Genomic DNA, 18,890 nt, shown 5'->3' with positions numbered 1-18,890 from the left:
CGATAACGCCATGCTGAATATCGATGCAGAGAGCGCCCGCGCGTCGCTCCCTTTTGACCGGCTTGTTGATGCACTCAAGGAAGCGTTTGCCTCTGGCTGCGAGGTGCCGCTGCGGCATAACCATACCGTCACCACCGCGCAGGGCCAGCAGGGGACGCTGCTGCTGATGCCGGCCTGGAGCCCGTCGCAGGGATACCTTGGCGTCAAGACCGTCTCGATCTATCCCGGCAACTCCGCGCGCTCGCTGCCGGGACTGTTCTCGACCTACATCCTCTACAGCGTGGAGACCGGCGAGCCACTGGCGCTGATCGACGGCAACGAGATCACGTCCCGGCGCACCGCGGCCGCGTCGGCGCTCGGCGCATCCTTCCTGAGCCGCAAGGACGCCAGATCCATGCTCTTGCTGGGCGCCGGTCGGGTGGCCAGCCTGGTGCCGTATGCCTGGCGCAGCGTTCGGCAGATCGAGCGGGTCGGGGTGTGGGACATCAACCCTGCTCAGGGCCGCCGGCTGGCCGAACAGCTTTGCAGCGATGGCTTCGACGCATACGTGGTGGACAGGCTCGAGACGGACACCTGCGCCGTGGACGTCATCAGCGCGGCGACGCTTTCGACCGAACCGCTGATCCGTCGCGAATACCTTCGTCCCGGCACCCATGTCGACCTGATCGGTGGCTTTACGCCAGCGATGCGTGAAACCGATGACGCTTGCTTTGCGGGCACCTCTGTATTTGTCGATACGGACGAGGCGGCAACCAAGGCCGGCGACCTGCTGTCCCCGCTCGGCAACGGCGTGATCGCCCGGGAAGATATCCGTAGCGACCTTGCCGGTCTCTGTCGGGCCCGGCACGCAGGAAGAGTTTCAGACGATGAGATTACGGTCTTCAAGGCTGTCGGTACCGCCCTGGAAGATCTTGCCGCCGCGGCGATGTGTTTCGAAGCCGTGGCAAATAACTAGAACGATCAAGGAAACTGCCAAGGAGTTCAGCATGAAAGAGACAACGAGGATGGCATTTGCCGATGCCGGCAAGCCGCAGCAAGGTGGCCTGGAGAGCCTGGCCGTACGGGTGACGAACTGGTCAGAGCGCTGGTTTCCGGATTCCTACATCTTTGCCGCGATCGCCGTCGTGGTGGTGGCGCTCGGCGCCATGCTGGTCGGGGCGTCGGCACCGGCCGTGGCGAAGGCATTCGGTGACGGCTTCTGGAGCCTGATCCCGTTCACGATGCAGATGGCGGTGGTGGCGATCGCCGGCTATGTGGTGGCGGTCTCGCCGCCAGCGTCGATGCTGATCGCGCGGCTGGCATCGCTGCCGCGTACGGCCCGCGGCGCAGTCGCGTTCGTGGCGCTGGTGAGCCTGCTGACGTCGCTGCTCAACTGGGCCATCAGCCTGATCTTCAGCGGCTTGCTGGTGCGCGCGATTGCCCGACGTGGGGGCTTGCGCGTGGATTATCGGGCCGCGAGCGCGGCGGCCTATCTGGGGATGGGCGCAACGTGGGCGCTAGGGCTCAGTTCCTCGGCCGCGCAGCTACAGGCAAATCCTGTCAGCCTGCCGAAGTCGCTGCTGGATATCACCGGGGTGATCCCGTTCGCTGAAACGATCTTCCTGTGGCAATCGATGGCGATGACCGTCGTGCTGATTGTCGCGTCACTGCTGATTGCATATTTTTCTGCGCCCACCGGGGAGCGGGCCCGCACCGCGGCCGATATGGGTGTAGACCTGAACGATGCCGACGACGGCGTCGCGTGGCCGTCGCGCCCTGGCGAGTGGCTGGAATACAGCCCGCTACTGACGCTGGCGCTGGTGGCGATGGGCGCAAGCTGGCTCTACCAGGAGTTTTCCGCAAAAGACCCGATCCTCGCCATCTCCAACCTGAACACCTACAACTTCCTGTTCTTGCTTCTCGGCATGTTGCTGAACTGGCGCCCGAAGCGCTTCCTGCGCGCCGTGGCCAGGTCGGTGCCGTCGACCTCAGGCGTGCTGATCCAGTTTCCGCTGTATGGCGGTATCGCCTTTATCCTCACCAAGGCGACCGGAGTCGACGGTGCGACGCTATCCCATCATCTCGCGTCGGCCTTTGTTACGATGGCGACCACCGAATCGTTCTCAGCGGTCATGGGCGTGTATTCGGCCGTGCTGGGGTTCTTCGTGCCGTCGGGCGGCGGCAAGTGGATCATCGAGGCTCCGTACGTGATGCAGGCCGCCAATGAACTGCAAGTCCACCTGGGATGGGCGGTACAGGTCTACAACGCGGCCGAGGCGCTGCCGAACCTGATCAATCCCTTCTGGATGCTGCCGCTGCTCGGCGTGCTGGGGATCCGGGCCAAGGATGTGGTCGGCTTCACCTTCACGCAGTTGCTGGTGCACACGCCGCTGGTGCTGCTGATGCTGTGGGCGTTCGCCACGACGCTGCCTTACCATCCACCGGTCATGCCTTGAGTCCCGGGAGGAACGTCGGCAGGGCGACTGAGGTGTCGCCCTGCGATCGAGGCTGGTTCACCCGTTCGCGGGCTGCTGCGGCGCCTCGGCCACGATCTCCCGGATCGCCTGTTCGAAAGCCTCCACCGGCTGCCCGCCGGTAACCAGGTAGCGGTTGTTGAAGATGATGGACGGCACTGACTGGATTCCCATGCGCTGGTACTCCTGGATTTCCGCGCGCACCGCATTGGCATAGTCATCGCTGTCCAGCACCTTGCGCGCCGCCGCGGCATCCAGGCCAACGCCCTGCGCGGCTTCGACCAGTACCTCGTGATTGCTCGGGTCTTTGCCGTCGGCATGGTAAGCGCGCAGCAGCGCCAGCTTCAGCGGCACCTGCTTGCCTTCCAGGCCTGCCCAGTGCAGCAGCCGGTGGGCATCGAAGGTGTTGTAGACATGTGTGCGCTCGCCAAACGGAAAGCCCACGCCGGCGCCGCGCTCGCGGATCATGGCCTGGGTCTCTGCGATCTGCGCCGGGGTGCGCCCGTACTTCCTGCCTAGATAATCGACGATCGCCTCGCCCTCCGGGCGCATCCCCGGGTTGAGTTCAAACGGATGCACGACGATTTCGGCATCCACCGCATCGCCAAGGCGCTGCAGCGCCAACTGCAGTGAAGACAGGCCGATGGCGCACCAGGGGCAGGCAATGTCGGAGACGAAGTCGATCTTGATGGGTTGGGGCATGGCTACTCCTGGCGTGGGCAGGGGCGTGGCCCCGGCCCGGATCTGGAAATTGCCGACAGGGTAGCCTGACTGGCGAATCCTTGCAGGCGGGCGCCGCGGCCGTGGCCGGGCGCCCGCCCCATCAGTCCCATCAGTCCCATCAGTCCCATCAGTCCCGTCAGTCCCAGCGGCGCCCGTGGCCGTGGCCGTCATTGTCGCCATGACGATATGCCCATTCGCGCTCGCGCCAGTCGCGGCGGTTGTCTCGATAGCCTTCCCGGTAGTAGTCCCGGTGGTAGTCCCTGCGATAGCCGCGGTCATAGTCATAGCGTACCGGCACCGGTGCCACCACGACGGGGCGCGGTGCCACCACTACCGGGCTGGGCGCATAGGCAACCGGAGCCGGCGCATATACCGGCGCGGGAGCATAGACCGGGGCCGGACGATAGACCGGCGCCGGCTGGGCCACCACCACGCCCGGCACGCCGATGCCGATATCGATATTCACACCGGCGTGAGCCCCGGCGCTGGCCACCAGCATTGCACCACCTGCTACCGCCATTGCGATGATTCGTTTCATGGTTGCCTCCCAAGGGGCGTTGGACATGGGCTCACTGTAGGGGGCGGGCTTGTAATATGGGGCGCGCGAAGTGTTGCAAGTGTGACGTGGTGTAACCTTGCTGCAGGGCTGGGACGTCTTGGCTACGCCTGTATCATGCAACCCCGTTGCCGAAGCTCTTTCCTTCCTTAGCTGCTCCATGCCCCGTACCGCCCTTGTCCTGCTGGCCCTGACCGCCTTCACCGCCATCCCCACCGCAGCCACTGCCGCCGCCGATATCCAGGCCGGCAAGGCGCTGTTCACCACGCGCTGCGCCTCGTGCCACCACGTCGGCCGCAACGCGCGCGCAGGCTTTGGCCCGCAGCTGAACGGCATCTTCGGCCGTGCCGCGGGCGGCACCAGTGATTTCCAGTATTCGGAGGCAATGCGCGCTTCAAAGATGGTGTGGTCGCATGACACGCTGCGTGCCTTCATCCATTCGCCCGGCAAGGTCGTGCCTGGCACGAAGATGCGCTTCTGGGGTCTCAGTGATGACAAGCAGATCAGCGATCTGCTGGCTTACCTGCAGACATTCCAGTAGGCGGGAAATGCGGCCCCGGCCCTTCCCCGGCCAGCGCGTCATGCGGATTGCGCAACGGACACGCCTTCAACGACAGACACCCACACCCGATACACCCATCTAGCTGGTCACGCAATTGCGTGAGCGTGCGAATGCGTTCATCCAGGTCATCGCGCCAGCTGGCCGACAGCCGGCGCCAGTCGGCCACAGTGGGCGCACGCCCGTCCGGCAGCTTCTGCATGGCATCGGCGATCACCGCCAGCGGCAGCCCCATGCGCTGCGCCACGCGGATCACGGCCAGCCGCCGCAGCACGGCGCGCGCATAGCGGCGCTGGTTGCCCCCGCTGCGGGTGCTGGCGATCAAGCCGCGCGATTCATAGAAATGCAGGGCGGACACGGCGATGCCCGTGCGCGCGGCGACTTCGCCGACGGAGAGCAGTTCTTCTGAGGGCGCGGTACGGCGCCGGCGCGGTGAAGGGGGCTTGTTCGCGGAGGCCATCGGCAGTGGAAGACACCAGTGGAACGGAGGAATGTCCATGCTACCACCAAGGCCGCGCTTGACCTCAAGCTAAGTTGAGGTTTGATACTTGCGACTCCACTGTTCGCCACGCCTCAAATACAGAGCTGATGATCATGTTCCGCTTCTCGCCCTCATCCTTGCGTTCACCCTCGATGCCCGCGCTGCCTTCCATGCCCACCATGCCGGTCGCCCGCCCCAATCCCTCGCTGAGCCTCATCAATCCCGAGGGGCTGTACGACCCGCGGCCCAACGGCTATTCGCATGTGGCCATGGTGGAAGGCCCGGCCCGCATCGTCTATATCGCGGGGCAGGGCGGTGAGGACGCGGCCGGTTGCCTGCCGCTCGATTTTCCGCGCCAGGTGGCGCGCGCCATGCAGAACCTGCGCATCGCGCTGCAAGCGGCAGGTGCCGACGTGGGCGATGTGGCTAAGCTCACGGTGCTGGTGGTCGACCACTCGCACGACCGCCTGCGCACCTTCGGCGCGGCGCTGCGCGAGATGTGGGGCGACAAGCCAACGCCGGCCTGCACGCTGATTCCGGTGCCGCGGCTGGCGCTGGACAATATGCTGTTCGAGATCGAAGCGACGGCGGTGCTGCCGGGCTGAACGCAACTCAACGACTGCGTGATTGCCGAAGTGGCGCGCGTGGTCGGGCGCGGGCGGATGAAGGCAATGTTCTTCGGGCCGATGTCAAAGGCAGGATTGCCTGCAGCCGCAAAGTAGGCCTGTGCTGCGGCGCTTTGCCGCAGCGGATGTCCTATCTTCAGCGCGGTGCGGCGCTGAAAGTCTTGTTGACGATCTTCCAGACGCCGTCGATCTCCAGCAGCGTCATATAGTCGGTGAAGGTCACGCCCGGGTATTCCAGCACCACCTTGGCGACGCCGGCATTGCCCACCACATCGAACTGCGTGATAAGGCGCTTGCGCTGCGCCTCGTCCGCCGCGGGATGGCCGGGGCAGCGCGCCGAGGTGAACTCCTCAACCGTCAGCGAATGCAGCTTGCCGTCACGGAACGAGACGATGCGCGCGTCGGCGGCAAACGCCTTGTACATGAATTCGGCCTTGCCGGTGATATGGCCCTGCAGGTAGTCCTCGATCGGCGCGAGCGCGGCCACGTGGCGGGAAGTCAGGCCCGTTTCTGAATACGTCATGGTCTCCTCCAAAACTGGGGCGGCACCGGGTTATCCACCCCATGCCGCGGCGTTGAAAGCGTTGATTGTATTCCAGGTTTGTATGCAAAAGTACGGGGCGCTGTCGGCTAGACCAATGTGGCGATGAGTTCACGCAGCCAGCGGTGTGCCGGATCGCGATGCACGCGCTCTGGCCACAACATCGACATCTCATAGCCCGGCACTTCGACTGGCGGTTCCACCACCTTTACTGCCGGCACGCCGCGCACCAACCGCTCGGGCAGCATCGCCACCAGATCGGTGCTGGCGACGGCCGACGTGACAAACAGGAAGTGGGGCACGGACAGCACGACACGCCGCTGCATGCCGGCCAGCGCCAGCGCCTCGTCGGTGACGCCGTAAAAGCCGCCGCCGTCCGGCGACACGATCACGTGGTCGAGCGCGCAGAACTGCGCCAGCGTGGGCCGCCGCTTCAGCCGCGGATGACCGGCGCGACCCACCAGCACATAGCGCTCGGTGAACAGGGCGCGCCGGTGCAGGCCCGGCGGCGAGCCATCGGTGGTGTGGAGGGCCAGGTCCAGTTCGGCACGCTCGGCCTGCCGGGCGATGCGCGGCGGCACCATCTCCACTACGGCCAGGCGCGCGCCGGGAGCCGCCATGCGCAGCGCCTGCAGCGCCGGCAGCACGATGGTCGATTCGCCGTAGTCGGTCGCGGCCACGCGCCAGGTGTGGGTCGAGGCAGCGGGATCGAACGGACTATCGGACGAGACCGCGTGCTCCAGCGCGCCCAGCGCTTCACGCAACGGTTCGCGCAGCGATTCGGCCTTGGCGGTGGGGCGCATGCCGCGCGGGCCCGGCAACAGCAACGGGTCGCCGAAGTAATCACGCAGCCTGGACAGGTGGACGCTGACCGAAGGCTGTGACAGGTGCAGCCGCTGCGCCGCGCGGGTCACGTTGTGCTCGGACAGCAGCACATCCAGCGTCACCAGCAGGTTCAGGTCCAGCCGCCTGAGATTAGTCATGACAATACCAGGGATATTGGATATTCATTTCTAATATAGCGGACGACGGCCTATGCTGGCTTCACTCAATCATTGGAAGCCGCTGTCATGAACGTATTGCTTGTCTATGCCCATCCGGAACCGAGGTCGCTCAACGGGGCGATCCGCGACTTTGCCGTGCAGCGCTTGCGCGATGCCGGGCACCAGGTCCAGGTCTCGGACTTGTATGCGATGCAATGGAAGGCGCAGATCGACGGCGCCGACACCAAGGCGCAGCCGGGCGATGCGCCCTTCCACCCGTCACTGGATTCCAAACATGCCTTCGAGAACGGGCTGCAGAGCGATGACATTGCGCATGAGCAGGAAAAGCTGCGCTGGGCCGACACGGTCATCCTGCAGTTCCCGCTGTGGTGGTTCTCGATGCCGGCCATCCTGAAGGGCTGGGTCGAGCGCGTCTATGCCTATGGTTTTGCCTACGGCGTAGGTGAACACTCCGACGAGCGTTGGGGCGACCGCTATGGCGAAGGCAGTCTCGCTGGCAAGCGTGCCATGCTGGTCGTCACCACCGGCGGCTGGGAATCCCACTACAGCGCGCGAGGCATCAATGGCCCGATCGACGACATCCTGTTCCCGATCCACCACGGCATCCTGTACTACCCCGGGTTTGACGTGCTGCCGCCGTATCTGGTTTATCGGACCAGCAAGGTCGATGAGGCGCGCTTCGCGGAGATTCGCGAGGAACTGGGCCAGCGGCTGGATACCCTCAGGACTACCCCACCGATCCCGTTCCGGCGGCAGAACGCGGGGGACTACCGGATTCCGCAGCTGACGCTGCGCGAGGAGGTGGCGCCGGGAACGGTGGGGTTCGCGGCGCATGTGGAGTAAGGGCGGCAACCGATGGCCGCCCCGGTGGACTTAGTCCGCCCGAATATCCGCCCGCGCCGCCACCGCCCGCATCTCCGGCAATTCCTTCTCCACCCGCGCCTTCACTGCTGCGCCATTGCCATAAGCCGGCGTCAGCGCCAGTTCGACCATGCGCGCCTTGGTAGCCGGCGCGTTGGCGACGTCGGCCAGGGCCTTCTCCAGCTTCTGCTGCACCGGCGCGGGCAGGCCCGCGGGTGCCAGCAGCGCGAACCACGTGCCCATCTGGAAGCCGGGGTAGCCACTCTCCGCGACGGTAGGCACCTGCGGCAACGCTGGCAGTCGCTGCGGCGACAACACCGCCACCGGCCGGATCTTGCCGCCCTTGATCAGCGGCAGGGTGGCCACCACGGTATCGACCGCGACCGGCACCTGGCCGCCGGCCAGCGCGGTCAGGCTGGGGGCGCTGCCGTTGAAGGGCACGTGGACCATGCGGATGCCGGTGGCGGACTTGAGCATCTCCGCACCGAAATGCACCGAAGACCCCGCGCCGAACGAGCCATAGGAGAACTTGTCCGGGTGGGCTTTGGCCTGCGTCACCAGATCCTTGAGCGAGGTGATCTGCATGTCCGGGTTGGCCACCAGTACCAGGCTCATGTCGGCGACCAGGCCCAGCGGGGTGAAGCTCTTGATGGGGTCGTAGCCCAGGTGTTGGCGGATGGCCGGGTTCAGTGTCAGCGTGGTGCTGGCCGCCAGCAGCAGCGTGTAGCCGTCGGGCGCGGCCTTGGATACCTGGGTGGCGCCGATCACGGTGCTGGCGCCGGGCTTGTTCTCGACCACCACTGACTGGCCGAGTTTTTCGCCAAGGCCGACCGCCAGCAGGCGGCCCAGCACGTCAGTGGCGCCGCCCGCGGCGAACGGCACCACCAGCCGGATCGGGCGGTCCGGCCAGGATTGGGCCTGCGCGGCGGCGGGCGTTGTGGACAGCACCGCGGTCAGGGCGGCGGCGCAGGCGAGAAACAGCTTCGGGGGCATTGCGGTCATCGTTGGCACTCCTGCCGGCAGTTGTAGGAATAGAAGGCAATCGGAAGCAATACGAAGCGGGGCCAGGACTAGCCGAAGGCTCAATCGAGCCAGGGGCTGCGCACGCGCGAGAAGCCGCCGGCCTGGTCATAGGCATGGCCGAGCTGCAGCACGGCGGCGTCGGCCTGCGCCGGGCCGATGATCTGGATGCCGGCCGGCAGGCCCCGGGGGCTGAAGCCGGCTGGTGCGGCCAGGGCCGGCAGTCCGGCCATGGTGGCCGGCACCACCACCTGCATCCAGCGGTGGTAGGTGTCCATGTCGCGGCCGTCGATGACATGCGGCCAGTCCCAGTCGGCATTGAACGGGAACACCTGCGCGGCCGGCAGCACCAGGTAGTCGAAGCGCTCGAACAGCGCGCGCAGTGCCTGGTACCACGCGCTGCGCTCGCACAGGGCCTCGTACACGCGCGTGCCCGGCAGGGCCAGGCCTCGCTCGATCTCCCATGCGGCCTCGGGCTTGAGCAGCGCGCGCCTGGCCGGGTCGTGGTACAGCGCCGCGCTGGCGCCAGCCACCGAGAAGCTGCGCAGGTCGATCCACGCGCGCCACAGGCGCTCCAGGTCGAATTCGGGCAGCGCGGCGTCCACGGTGCAGCCGAGCGTGCGCAGGTGCGCGAGCGCCTGCTCGCAGGTATCGAGCACGCCGGCTTCGGTCGGCAGGTGGCCGCCCAGGTTGCCCAGCCAGCCGATGCGCACGCCGGCCCAGTCGCGTTCGGGCGGCAGCTTGAAGGTGCCGGGTGCTTCGGCGCGGTGCGTCAGCGGCAGGCGCGCGTCGAAGCCGGCCTGCACCGACAGCAGCAGGGCCAGGTCCGGCACGTTGCGCGCCATCGGGCCGGCCACGCTGAACTGCTGGAAGAAGACCTCGTCGCCCGGGCCGTGCGGCACGCAGCCGACCGAGGTACGCAGGCCATACACGTGGTTGAACGCCGCGGGCGTGCGCAGCGACCCCATCATGTCCGAGCCATCCGCCACCGGCAGCATGTGCAGCGCCACCGCCACCGCGGCGCCGCCGCTGCTGCCGCCGGCGGAGCGTGCCGGGTCGAAGGCGTTGCGAGTGGTGCCGTAAACCGGGTTGTAGGTATGGCCGCCCAGGCCGAACTCCGGCGAGTTGGTGCGCCCGACAAAGACCGCGCCGCCGGCGCGCATGCGCTCGAAGATCACGGCGTCGGCCTCGCTGACCTGCCCGGCGAAGATCGGCGAGCCCTTGGTGGTGACCATGCCCGCGGCCGGGCTGATGTCCTTGGGCGCCTGCGGGAAGCCATGCAGCGGGCCGCGGCTGGTGCCGCGTGCCAGTTCGGCGTCGAGCCCGGCGGCCTGCGCGCGCAGGGTGTCGCGCTCCATCGGCGCCACGATGGCATTGACGCGCGGGTTGTGGCGGTCGATCTGGCCAAGGAAGGCATCGAGCACTTCCACGCACGAGACCTCGCGTCCATGGATGGCGCGCGACAGGGCGACGGCATCGAGTTCGGTGATGGGATCAGGGGTCTGGGTGGGCGCCATGGCTCGGGTGTCTCCTGTGGTGTCGGGAAAAAGCATACGGGCGGCGCACGGTTTCCCGCAATCGATGTTTTTTTCAAATATCCTTGCGTAAAACGCAAACCAGCCGCCGGAGCCGCCCATGCTGTCGCATCGCCTGCAGGAAACCTCGCTGCGCTATTTCCTGGAGGTGATACGCAGCGGCTCGCTGACCGAGGCGGCGCAGCGGCTGAATGTCACCGTGTCGGCCGTGAGCCGCCAGGTCGGCGCGCTCGAGGCATTGCTCGGGGTGCCGCTGTTCGACCGCCGGCCGCGTGGCATGGTGGCCAGCGCGGCCGGGGAGTTGCTGGCGGCCTATGCCCTGCGCGGCGCGCTGGAAGCCGATCGGGTGGTGTCAGAGATTGCCGCGCTGCAGGGCCTGCGCCGGGGCCGGGTGCGGCTGGCCAGTTCGGCGGGATTTGCGATCGAGTTCCTGCCGCGCATCATTGCCGAGTTCCGCCAGCGCTATCCGGGCCTGCAGTTCCATGTGCGCGTGGCGCCGCCGGCCGAAGTCACCGGCATCGTGCTGCATGGCGATGCGGACATCGGTATCACCTATAGCCGCGCCGCGGAGCAGGGCATCCGGGTGGAGCACCGCCAGCCCGCGCCGGTGATTGCCATCATGCGTCCGGACCATCCGCTGGCGCGCTTTCGCAGCGTCACGCTGGCGCAGATGCAGCCTTACCCGCTGGCGCTGCCGGAGGGCGACAACACCGTGCGCCAGCTGTTCGACATCGCTTGTGGCGAACGCGGCATGGTGTTTGAACCGGTGCTGGTGACCAATCACTTCGAGACCCTGACCAACTTCGTGCTGCACGGTGGCGGGCTGTCGATCTCTGGCGCCGTCACCGTGGGCGACAGGTTGCGCCGCGGCGAACTGCGCGCCGCCTCGATCCGGGAGCGCGGCATGCGCAGCCGCGCGGTCGAACTGCAGACGCTGGCCGGCCGCACGCTGCCTGAGGGCGTGCGTGCGTTCCTGGGGTTTATCCGCGAACGGCTGGCGGCGGAGGTTGGTGTGGCGGGCGCCTAGGCCGAAGCTGGCCTGCGGCGCCCGCCATCGCTGGCGTCATCCGCGCCAGGTGCTGCCGGTCACATCGCCGGTGCTGCGGGCTTCGGGGAGCTCGCGGCGCACGCGGATGTCGTTGTTGACCTCCTTGACGCCGTAGGTGCCGTCGGCCAGGTCTTCGATATAGAACTTCTGGCCGCGGTCGCGCACGGTGCCGGTCAGTGACACCACGCCTTCGCTGACGTCCACACTGACGTCGCTGACGTCAACGCCGCGCGCATAGCTCAGCTGCTCGCAGATCTGGTCGCGGATGCGTTCGTCGCTGCGCTGGTAGCCGCGCGGGCCAGTGTGGCGTTCGGAGGTGCCGAACCAGTCGCCCACGGCTTCACCGATGCGGCGGCCCAGGTTGTAGAGCACGCCATGCGAGCCTTCGCGCTCGTCATCGAGATCGTCGGTTTCCCAGCCGCGGCGCTGCGCATATTCCCGGTAGCCCGGGCTGTGACGCCGTGCCTCATAGCGCTGCTTTTCTTCCCAGTCCTCGTGCGGGTCGACCCAGTAGCGGGTGTCGCTGCGCAAGTCGCTGAAGTAGGTGTCATGGCCGCGCGCGTGAGGCGATTCACGCGGATCCCGTGCGCGTTCGGCGCTGCGGCGCCACTGGCGCTCGGCGTACTCGTCGTCGCGTTGCCATGCCTGCGGATCGCGCCATTCGCTGGCGCGTTCCCAGCCATAGCCGCCGTTCAGGCCGTAGCGCAGGTTGCTGCCGGAGCGTGCGCCGGAGGGGTGTTCCGGGTACCTGCGGGCGCCGTACGCTTCGTTGAAATCCCGGTCCGGGCGGGCGGAGCCGCCGTAGCTGGTCTGGCCCGGGGCCATTTGCTGGCGCCGATGCCGCGCTTGCCAGCGCTCCTGTTCGGATTCAGGTTGCCAGTCATCGTCTTCCCATGCCTGGCGGCGTTGGCGCGCGGCGCGCGCATTGCGCTCATCGTAGTAGTAGCCCATGCTGATTTCCTGACAGTGTGCGTGTGGCGCCATGTGCGGGCGCAGGCGCACACGCCGTGCGCGAACCGCTGGCGGGTAATCAAGAAGGGGCAAGATTCGTACCGTGCGGCGGGATGCCCCGCGGACGGGGGTTTGCCGGCACTTTGGCGCATTGCCATCCATGCAAGGGTTTCAGAGCTTGTAAGGGATGCCGGTCCGGATGGGCGGGGCGTGCCGCAGTATCCACATGGCGCGAGGCAGGGCGCCACGCGCACCGGGGCGTGCCGGGCGGCCGTACTGCCGCCCGTCGCCACCTTTTTGCCGGTTTACTTCGTGCTGCTGGTCTTGGTCGACTTTGTCGATTTGGTCGACTTGGTGGCCGTGGCTTTCGCAGGGGCGGCTGCGCTGCCAGCGGCCGTGGTCGCCGGGGCCGGTTCGATCTTCGACTTGGCGAACGCAAAATAGCATTCGGTATTGCTGTTGTTGTACGTTTCCGAATCGCTTGTGGCCAGCACGCCGGTGACGTTGATCTTGTCCCCGGTCTGCAGGTTGCTGATCTTCTTCTGGTTGACCATCAGCGCGTCGCGCATTAGCGCCTTGCCGGTGCACTGCGGATTGACCGAGTCCTTGAAGTAGACGGCAATGGTGTCGTCCGACTTGCGCAGGCCATCCACCTTGGTGATGCGGGCGACCGTACCCGTTACCAGGATCGCCTGCGAATCCCACTTCTTCTTCGCGGTGATTTCGTTCTTCTTCCAGTCCGACCAGATATCGCCCAGCGAAGCGGGCTTCGGATCCGCCAGCATGCGGAAGTCGCCGCTCAGCACGTCGCCGGTGCCGTCGAGCACGCCGCTGATGGAGGACATTGCGCCGTCCATCGATTCACACCCCGCCAGCAACCCGGCTAGCGCTAGCCCTACCACCAGTTTTCCCGTCTTCATTCTTTTTTTCTCCAGGTCCGCCAGCACCCTCGGCCAGCGCCGGGGCATTGTATTCGTACAGCCTGCAAAATCCAACAGAACTGGCAAAAACGCTCTATTTTCGGCAAAAATGGGGTGGCATCCCCCGAATGGGGCTGTCCCGGCGCAAGCTCAGGAGCCGGCCGGTTCGACGCCTCCCCAGAATATGGGATAGGCAACGACGCGCGGCTATGCGATGAGTAAGCGCGGCGGCGTTTACCCTGAAGGGATCCGCCCGGCCGTCCCATGCGCGGGCGGATATGTCAGAATCCGCCGTCGTGCCCGGAGCACAGCATGCAGTAGTACGGGCAGCAAGACTGGCCCGACAACGGGCAGCACAACGGCATGGCTCGGGAACACAGGCATGGCAAGCACAACAAGAGTCCTGATCGTCGAGGACGATCCCGCGGCACTGAGCCGGCTGGTGCAGGCCGTTGAGATGCATGCGCCGGCCACCGTGGTGGCAGGCTGTACCGCCAGTGCGGCGGAAGCCCTGGCCTGGCTGGCGCAGCACCAGCCCGACGTGCTGCTGTGCGATCTCGGCCTGCCGGACGGCAGCGGCATCGACGTGATCCGCGACGCGCGCGAGCGCTATCCCGCCTGCGACTGCATGGTGGTCACGGTGTTCGGCGACGACCAGCACGTGCTGGCCAGCATCGAGGCGGGCGCCATCGGCTACCTGCTCAAGGACGAAACCACGGACCGCATCGCCGCCTCCATCGGCGAGCTGCGCGCGGGCGGCTCGCCGATGAGCCCGCTGATCGCGCGACAGGTGGTGAACCGGCTGCGCGGCGCGCCGGCCGAGGCGGTTGCGCGCGATACCGCGGCCACCGGCGCCGTGGTGCTGTCGGTGCGCGAGAACGAGATCCTGGACCTGATCTCGCGCGGCTATACCTATGCCGAGACTGCCCGCTACCTGGGGCTGAGCGTGCATACCGTGCAATCGCACATCAAGAACATCTACGGCAAGCTGGCAGTACGCTCGCGCGGCGAGGCCGTGTTCGAGGCGGCCAAGCTGGGCCTGCTCAAGTCCTTGTGACCCCACCTAATGCTGCATCGGCCGCGCCACCTCCGGACCTTGCTTGCCGTGCTGCTGGCATGGGCCTGCCTGATGCTGTCCGGCATGGCGGCAGCCGCGGGCACGATGGAACTGGCCGCGGCCACGCGCTCGGCCACGCTGACCGACGGCACGGTGCTGCCGGCGCTCCCGCTGACGCTGCCTGATTACTGGGACCGGGAGATGCCGGGCAAGTCCGGCACGCTAGTCTACGAACTGCGCTTTGACCGCAACTGGCCCGCGGCTGACCCTGGGGGGCTGTTCGTACCATGGGCCGGCGGCAGCTACGAGGTGCGGCTCAATGGCGTGCTGATCGCTGCCGGCGGCGGGCGCCTGGACGCACCCTCGTCGGCGCTGGCCAAGCGACCCTACTACGTGGCCATGCCGCCCGAGCTGGCAAGCACGCACGGCAACCTGCTGCGCATCACCGTGGCGGCGCGCGCCTATGCGCGCTCGGGCCTGCTGCCGGTGACGGTGGGCCCGGCCGCCGAAGTGCGCGCGCAGTTCGAGCAGGCCTTCCGCCTGCGCGTGGTCGGCCCGTTAATCGCGGCGGTGCTCAGCGTCGTGCTGGGCGGCCTCGCGCTGCTGATCTGGTGGCGCCAGCGCGATCCGCTGTTCGGCCTGTACGGGCTGGCCGAGGTCGCGTGGAGCGTGCGGCTGCTCGACTACTTTGTCGATGACCTGGCGATTCCCGCGGAACTGCGCAGCTATATCGTCGCCGCCGCGCGCGAGGTGTTCCTGGGCGCCATCGCCCGGTTCTGCCTGCTGGTGATCCGCGTGCCGTGGCGCTGGCTGCATCGCACGCTCAATGCCTACCTGTGGCTGGCGCTGCCGGTGATCGCGCCGCTGGCCGCCGTGTCAAGCCACCCGATGGTCTTTCCGCTGAGCTGGCTGGTCAAGGTGGGCATCATCCTGACCGTGGCCGGCGCGATGGTATGGGGCACATTGCGCCGGCCCAGCCGCGAGGCAACGCTGCTGGCCGCCACCGTGGGCGTGTCGGCGGTGCTGTTCCTGGCGGACTGGATCAAGGTCTGGCTGACCGGCGACTACTACTGGGTCCATTCCATGACCCGCTATGTGTCGGTGCCGTTCAGCGTGGTGATGGCGTGGATGCTGGTGGAGCGCTACACCAGCGCGGTGCAGAGCCTGCAGGACGCCAACCAGGTGCTGACCGAGCGCGTCGCGCAGCGCGAGGCGCAGCTGCGCGCGGCCTTCGCACGCACGCAGAAGATCGCTGCCGAGGAGACCGCCCTGCGCGAGCGTGGCCGCATCCTGCGCGACATGCACGATGGCCTGGGCAGCCAGCTTGTCACCACGATCTCGATGCTGGAATCCGGCAAGGCCAGCTCGCCGGAAATCGCCGTGCAGGTCCGGCACGCCCTGGATTCGCTGAAGCTTTCCATCGACGCCATGCAGGACACCGGCGGCGACCTGGCGGCGGTGCTGGGCAACCTGCGCTACCGCCTGGGGCCGCGCATCGCCGATGGCGGCCTCGATATCCACTGGGAGGTCGAGCGCCTGCCCACGCTGGCGCATTTCACCGCGCGCAAGGTGCAGGAGCTGCAATACCTGCTGCTCGAAGGCATCACCAACGTGCTGCAGCACGCACGGGCAACCGCCCTTACCGTGACCGCCCATGCGGACATGGACGCGCAGGTGATCCGGATCACGCTGGCCGACAACGGCCGCGGCTTCGACACCGAGGCCACGCGCGGCGGGCGCGGGCTGCGCAATATGCAGGTGCGCGCGGCGGCCATCGACGGGCGGTTGCAGATCCGGTCGGCGCCGGGCAGTACGGCGCTGACGGTGGAGGTGCCGCTGGCGCCGGGAGACGGCGATGAGGCTGGCACCGACCGGGAGGGCATCGCGCCCGCCGCGTAGAGGCCCGGGCGGGCTGGGCGCGAAGGCTCAGCATGCCAGGCCGGGGGCTGGCGCTCAGCGCGCGCCACGCCGCGGCGCCAGCCGCACGGCCAGCGCAGCCAGCGCGGCGGCGGTCGCCAGCGCGGCCACGCCGGTCCAGCCGAAACGCGCCAGTGCCAGGCTGCCGAGCGCGGCGCCGATGGCCATGCCGGTGAACATGCAGACGAACAGCACGGCATTCAGGCGGCTGCGCGCGCCCGGATCGATGCCATAGACGATGGTCTGGTGCGCGACCAGGGCGATCTGGACACCTAGGTCGAACCCGATGGCGCTGGCGCCGATCAGCCACAGCTGCGCATGCGGCGATACCAGCGGGGTCAGCAGCATGCCGGCAAACGACAGCGCCGCCAGTGCCGCGCCCAGCCGGGTCACCCGCTCCGGCCCGCTGCGGTCGGCAAGGCGCCCGGCAAGCGGCGCGCCCAGCGCGCCGGCGGCGCCGGCCAGGCCGAACGCGCCCGCGGCTTCACTGCCAAGATGGAACGGTGCGCCATGCAGCATCACCGCCAGCGTCGACCAGAACGCGCTGAAGCCCACCGACAGCAGCCCCTGCGCCAGCGCAGCGCGGCGCAAGGCGCCATGCTCGCGCCACAGGGCCGCCAGCGAGGCCAGCAGCGCACGATACGGCAGCACCGTGGTGGGCGTGAAGCGCGGCAACTGGCGCCGGGCAACCAGCGCGACCGCCGCGATGCTGGCCGCCGCAATCATGAACATGGCGCGCCAGCCGAAGTGGGCGGCGACGAAGCCGCTCACCACCCGCGACAGCAGGATGCCCAGCAGCAGTCCGGTCATGACCGTCCCGACCACCTTGCCGCGCTGCGCCGCGGGCGCCAGCGCCGCTGCAGCGGGCACGATGTCCTGGGCCATGGTGGCGGCCAGGCCCACCACCAGGCTGGATACCAGCAACGCGCCAATGCCGGGCGCCAGGCCCGCCAGCAGCAAGGCGCCGACCAGCGCCACCGCCTTGGCCACGATGATGCGGCGGCGGTCATAGCGGTCGCCCAGCGGCGCCAGCAGCAGGATGCCCAGCGCATAGCCGAGCTGCGTCAGGGTCGGGATGGCGCCGGTTGCTGAATCGGAAGCACGCAGGTCGGGTGCCATCACCCCGAGCATGGGCTGGCTGTAGTACAGCGAGGCGACTGAAAGGCCTGCGCCGACGGCAAGCAGCAGCACCAGGCGTGCCGGCAAGGACGGGCTGGCAACGGTGGCGGCGGATGGGGTGGCGGGAGCAGAGGACATGTTGGGGTTGCGTGGTCCGCAGGCGGGTTTGGATGGCTCGAAGTGTTGTCCACGCGGGCGGATTCTGGTAGACGTGCGGGATGAACAATGGTTATACGAGATACGTATGAAACGCCAGCCAGCATTGCCGCGAACTCCCGCCACGCAGGGCAGGGCAGCTGCCCGCGGCGCCACCAGTGCCGACCGCATCGAGCTGATGCAGACCTTTGTGCGCATCGTCGAGGCGGGCAGCCTGTCGATGGCGGCAGCGCAGCTGCAGACGACCCAGCCCACCGTCAGCCGGCGCCTGCAGACGCTGGAGCGGCTGCTCGGCGTGCGCCTGCTGCAGCGCTCCACGCATGCGATGAAGCTGACCGAGGACGGCGAACGCTGCTATGAGCGTGCCAAGGGGCTGGTGGCCGACTGGACCATGTTCGAGGCCGACGTGCGCGGGGTCGGGCATGCGCCGGCAGGCACGTTGCGCGTGGTGGTGCCGCACGCTTTCGGGCAGGAGCTGCTGGTCGGCCCGCTGGCCGGCTTCCTGCAGCAGTACCCCGAAGTCTCGGTGGAATGGCTGCTGCATGACCGTACCCCGGATTTCATCGCCGAGGCCATCGATTGCGCGATCCATGTAGGCGAGGTGCATGAACCCGGCGTGGTGGCGGTGCGGCTCGCCGACGTGCCGCGCGCGGTCATTGCCGCACCGTCGCTGTTTGAGGGTAAGCCGCTGCCACGCCGGCCGGAAGACCTGGAGGGCCTGCCATGGCTGGCGCTGCGCACCTTCTATCGCAATGAGGTCGTGCTGCAGAACACGCAGACGCAGGCGCGCCAAGGCATCGCATTCCAGCCGCGCATGAGCACGGACAGCCTCTACGCGCTGCATTCGGCGACCCGGCTGGGGCTGGGTGTTGCCGTCGGCTCGGCCTGGATCTTTGCCGACGACATTGCCAGCGGCAGGCTGCTGCACCTGCTGCCGCAGTGGCAGGCCGATCCCTTGCCGATCTACCTGGTCTACCCCTATGCGCGCTTCTATCCGGCGAAGCTCAGGTCGTTTGTCGATGCCATGCGGCAAGCCATTCCCACGCCGGGTATGGTCGGGAGCGCGGGCCCGCGGCGGCGCGAGCGCGGCGAGCGGACCCGTCGCGCATGAGCGCGCTAAGGGAGGCGCGGAAGACGACGCCGTCAAGGGCACAAGGCCGGACAGGCCGCTGTGACCCTTTGCCCAATGCCCCACACCTCTTCGGTGCAGGTGGGCAGGCAGCGGTGCCGACGCTGCCCGCAACCCGTGCTTTTTGCCCCACTTCAGCGCGTTTTCTGCACCGGATTTGCGCATTATCAAGGCCTTCGAAATCCGCGCTTCAGGCCTGCAAATCAAGGCCGATAGGAGGAAATCCAAGCCAGG

At 67.5% G+C, this 18,890-nt stretch carries 19 protein-coding genes; 9 read left to right on the top strand and 10 right to left on the bottom strand.

Annotated features, from left to right (window positions below; translation table 11 throughout):
- The first annotated feature begins 10 nt into the window (after positions 1 to 10).
- Positions 11 to 955 (top strand): ornithine cyclodeaminase family protein, encoded by a 945-nt coding sequence (locus KB879_RS16800; RefSeq protein ID WP_013953907.1) that lies wholly within the window; start codon positions 11 to 13, stop codon positions 953 to 955.
- A 31-nt stretch (positions 956 to 986) separates the two neighbouring features.
- Entirely contained in the window at positions 987 to 2,435 is a 1,449-nt protein-coding gene (locus KB879_RS16795; RefSeq protein ID WP_013953906.1) for a short-chain fatty acid transporter, read from the top strand.
- A 57-nt stretch (positions 2,436 to 2,492) separates the two neighbouring features.
- On the opposite strand, the gene KB879_RS16790 is transcribed toward KB879_RS16795, so the two are convergent.
- On the bottom strand, positions 2,493 to 3,155 hold the full coding sequence (locus KB879_RS16790; RefSeq protein WP_211979448.1) for a DsbA family oxidoreductase: 663 nt from the start codon (positions 3,153 to 3,155) through the stop codon (positions 2,493 to 2,495).
- Between the two features lie 157 nt (positions 3,156 to 3,312).
- Positions 3,313 to 3,714, bottom strand: a complete 402-nt coding sequence (locus KB879_RS16785; RefSeq protein WP_041228726.1) for a hypothetical protein — start codon at positions 3,712 to 3,714, stop codon at positions 3,313 to 3,315.
- 178 nt (positions 3,715 to 3,892) lie between these two features.
- Here KB879_RS16785 and KB879_RS16780 point away from each other — a divergent pair, with 178 nt between their 5' ends.
- Positions 3,893 to 4,273 carry a cytochrome c family protein gene (locus KB879_RS16780; RefSeq protein ID WP_153954123.1) on the top strand — a complete coding sequence of 127 codons (381 nt, stop codon included), beginning with the start codon at positions 3,893 to 3,895 and terminating at the stop codon, positions 4,271 to 4,273.
- On the opposite strand, the gene soxR is transcribed toward KB879_RS16780, so the two are convergent.
- Positions 4,236 to 4,751 carry a redox-sensitive transcriptional activator SoxR gene (gene soxR / locus KB879_RS16775; protein WP_049800654.1) on the bottom strand — a complete coding sequence of 172 codons (516 nt, stop codon included), beginning with the start codon at positions 4,749 to 4,751 and terminating at the stop codon, positions 4,236 to 4,238. The two genes, KB879_RS16780 and soxR, sit on opposite strands and share 38 nt — an antisense overlap.
- A 173-nt stretch (positions 4,752 to 4,924) precedes the next feature.
- On the opposite strand from soxR, the gene KB879_RS16770 reads away from it, so the two are divergent.
- A complete protein-coding gene (locus KB879_RS16770) occupies positions 4,925 to 5,377 on the top strand; it encodes a RidA family protein (RefSeq protein ID WP_010810824.1) in 453 nt (150 codons plus the stop codon).
- Positions 5,378 to 5,534: 157 nt separating this feature from the next.
- Here the strand turns inward: KB879_RS16770 and KB879_RS16765 are convergent, their stop codons facing one another.
- Together KB879_RS16765 and KB879_RS16760 are read right to left on the bottom strand one after the other, a co-directional pair.
- Positions 5,535 to 5,921: a nuclear transport factor 2 family protein gene (locus tag KB879_RS16765; RefSeq protein WP_013953899.1), complete on the bottom strand. Its 387-nt coding sequence runs from the start codon at positions 5,919 to 5,921 to the stop codon at positions 5,535 to 5,537.
- Positions 5,922 to 6,028: 107 nt separating this feature from the next.
- The gene (locus tag KB879_RS16760) at positions 6,029 to 6,922 is read right to left on the bottom strand and encodes a LysR family transcriptional regulator (protein ID WP_013953898.1); all 894 of its coding nucleotides are present in this window, start codon (positions 6,920 to 6,922) and stop codon (positions 6,029 to 6,031) included.
- An 87-nt stretch (positions 6,923 to 7,009) separates the two neighbouring features.
- Between KB879_RS16760 and KB879_RS16755 the strand changes: the two genes are divergently transcribed.
- Positions 7,010 to 7,786: an NAD(P)H-dependent oxidoreductase gene (locus KB879_RS16755; RefSeq protein WP_013953897.1), complete on the top strand. Its 777-nt coding sequence runs from the start codon at positions 7,010 to 7,012 to the stop codon at positions 7,784 to 7,786.
- Between the two features lie 30 nt (positions 7,787 to 7,816).
- Here KB879_RS16755 and KB879_RS16750 read toward each other — a convergent pair whose 3' ends face one another.
- On the bottom strand, positions 7,817 to 8,806 hold the full coding sequence (locus KB879_RS16750; RefSeq protein ID WP_153954125.1) for a tripartite tricarboxylate transporter substrate binding protein: 990 nt from the start codon (positions 8,804 to 8,806) through the stop codon (positions 7,817 to 7,819).
- Positions 8,807 to 8,886: 80 nt separating this feature from the next.
- Entirely contained in the window at positions 8,887 to 10,341 is a 1,455-nt protein-coding gene (locus KB879_RS16745; RefSeq protein ID WP_153954126.1) for an amidase, read from the bottom strand.
- 118 nt (positions 10,342 to 10,459) lie between these two features.
- On the opposite strand from KB879_RS16745, the gene KB879_RS16740 reads away from it, so the two are divergent.
- Positions 10,460 to 11,386 carry a LysR substrate-binding domain-containing protein gene (locus tag KB879_RS16740; protein WP_013953894.1) on the top strand — a complete coding sequence of 309 codons (927 nt, stop codon included), beginning with the start codon at positions 10,460 to 10,462 and terminating at the stop codon, positions 11,384 to 11,386.
- Positions 11,387 to 11,422: 36 nt separating this feature from the next.
- Here the strand turns inward: KB879_RS16740 and KB879_RS16735 are convergent, their stop codons facing one another.
- A complete protein-coding gene (locus tag KB879_RS16735; protein ID WP_211979447.1) occupies positions 11,423 to 12,358 on the bottom strand; it encodes a BON domain-containing protein in 936 nt (311 codons plus the stop codon).
- 305 nt (positions 12,359 to 12,663) lie between these two features.
- Positions 12,664 to 13,278, bottom strand: a complete 615-nt coding sequence (locus KB879_RS16730) for a hypothetical protein (RefSeq protein ID WP_013953892.1) — start codon at positions 13,276 to 13,278, stop codon at positions 12,664 to 12,666.
- 382 nt (positions 13,279 to 13,660) lie between these two features.
- On the opposite strand from KB879_RS16730, the gene KB879_RS16725 reads away from it, so the two are divergent.
- Together KB879_RS16725 and KB879_RS16720 are read left to right on the top strand one after the other, a co-directional pair.
- Positions 13,661 to 14,335, top strand: coding sequence for a response regulator transcription factor (locus KB879_RS16725; RefSeq protein WP_013953891.1), 675 nt, complete (start codon positions 13,661 to 13,663; stop codon positions 14,333 to 14,335).
- A gap of 48 nt (positions 14,336 to 14,383) precedes the next feature.
- Positions 14,384 to 16,234: an ATP-binding protein gene (locus KB879_RS16720; RefSeq protein ID WP_249221140.1), complete on the top strand. Its 1,851-nt coding sequence runs from the start codon at positions 14,384 to 14,386 to the stop codon at positions 16,232 to 16,234.
- A 54-nt stretch (positions 16,235 to 16,288) separates the two neighbouring features.
- Here KB879_RS16720 and KB879_RS16715 read toward each other — a convergent pair whose 3' ends face one another.
- Positions 16,289 to 17,509, bottom strand: coding sequence for an MFS transporter (locus KB879_RS16715; protein WP_211979445.1), 1,221 nt, complete (start codon positions 17,507 to 17,509; stop codon positions 16,289 to 16,291).
- 106 nt (positions 17,510 to 17,615) lie between these two features.
- On the opposite strand from KB879_RS16715, the gene KB879_RS16710 reads away from it, so the two are divergent.
- Entirely contained in the window at positions 17,616 to 18,638 is a 1,023-nt protein-coding gene (locus KB879_RS16710) for a LysR family transcriptional regulator (protein ID WP_013953888.1), read from the top strand.
- The last annotated feature ends 252 nt before the right edge of the window (positions 18,639 to 18,890 follow it).

Source organism: Cupriavidus sp. KK10, assembly GCF_018223725.1.
Taxonomy (GTDB): domain Bacteria; phylum Pseudomonadota; class Gammaproteobacteria; order Burkholderiales; family Burkholderiaceae; genus Cupriavidus; species Cupriavidus necator.
This window is presented reverse-complemented; position numbering and strand designations above follow the sequence as displayed.

Coding starts and splice junctions, on each gene's coding strand:
- KB879_RS16800 (WP_013953907.1), top strand. CDS start 11: ATGCTGAATATCGATGCAGAGAGCGCCCGCGCGTCGCTCCCTTTTGAC.
- KB879_RS16795 (WP_013953906.1), top strand. CDS start 987: ATGAAAGAGACAACGAGGATGGCATTTGCCGATGCCGGCAAGCCGCAG.
- KB879_RS16790 (WP_211979448.1), bottom strand. CDS start 3,155: ATGCCCCAACCCATCAAGATCGACTTCGTCTCCGACATTGCCTGCCCC.
- KB879_RS16785 (WP_041228726.1), bottom strand. CDS start 3,714: ATGAAACGAATCATCGCAATGGCGGTAGCAGGTGGTGCAATGCTGGTG.
- KB879_RS16780 (WP_153954123.1), top strand. CDS start 3,893: ATGCCCCGTACCGCCCTTGTCCTGCTGGCCCTGACCGCCTTCACCGCC.
- soxR (WP_049800654.1), bottom strand. CDS start 4,751: ATGGCCTCCGCGAACAAGCCCCCTTCACCGCGCCGGCGCCGTACCGCG.
- KB879_RS16770 (WP_010810824.1), top strand. CDS start 4,925: ATGCCCGCGCTGCCTTCCATGCCCACCATGCCGGTCGCCCGCCCCAAT.
- KB879_RS16765 (WP_013953899.1), bottom strand. CDS start 5,921: ATGACGTATTCAGAAACGGGCCTGACTTCCCGCCACGTGGCCGCGCTC.
- KB879_RS16760 (WP_013953898.1), bottom strand. CDS start 6,922: ATGACTAATCTCAGGCGGCTGGACCTGAACCTGCTGGTGACGCTGGAT.
- KB879_RS16755 (WP_013953897.1), top strand. CDS start 7,010: ATGAACGTATTGCTTGTCTATGCCCATCCGGAACCGAGGTCGCTCAAC.
- KB879_RS16750 (WP_153954125.1), bottom strand. CDS start 8,806: ATGACCGCAATGCCCCCGAAGCTGTTTCTCGCCTGCGCCGCCGCCCTG.
- KB879_RS16745 (WP_153954126.1), bottom strand. CDS start 10,341: ATGGCGCCCACCCAGACCCCTGATCCCATCACCGAACTCGATGCCGTC.
- KB879_RS16740 (WP_013953894.1), top strand. CDS start 10,460: ATGCTGTCGCATCGCCTGCAGGAAACCTCGCTGCGCTATTTCCTGGAG.
- KB879_RS16735 (WP_211979447.1), bottom strand. CDS start 12,358: ATGGGCTACTACTACGATGAGCGCAATGCGCGCGCCGCGCGCCAACGC.
- KB879_RS16730 (WP_013953892.1), bottom strand. CDS start 13,278: ATGAAGACGGGAAAACTGGTGGTAGGGCTAGCGCTAGCCGGGTTGCTG.
- KB879_RS16725 (WP_013953891.1), top strand. CDS start 13,661: ATGGCAAGCACAACAAGAGTCCTGATCGTCGAGGACGATCCCGCGGCA.
- KB879_RS16715 (WP_211979445.1), bottom strand. CDS start 17,509: ATGTCCTCTGCTCCCGCCACCCCATCCGCCGCCACCGTTGCCAGCCCG.
- KB879_RS16710 (WP_013953888.1), top strand. CDS start 17,616: ATGAAACGCCAGCCAGCATTGCCGCGAACTCCCGCCACGCAGGGCAGG.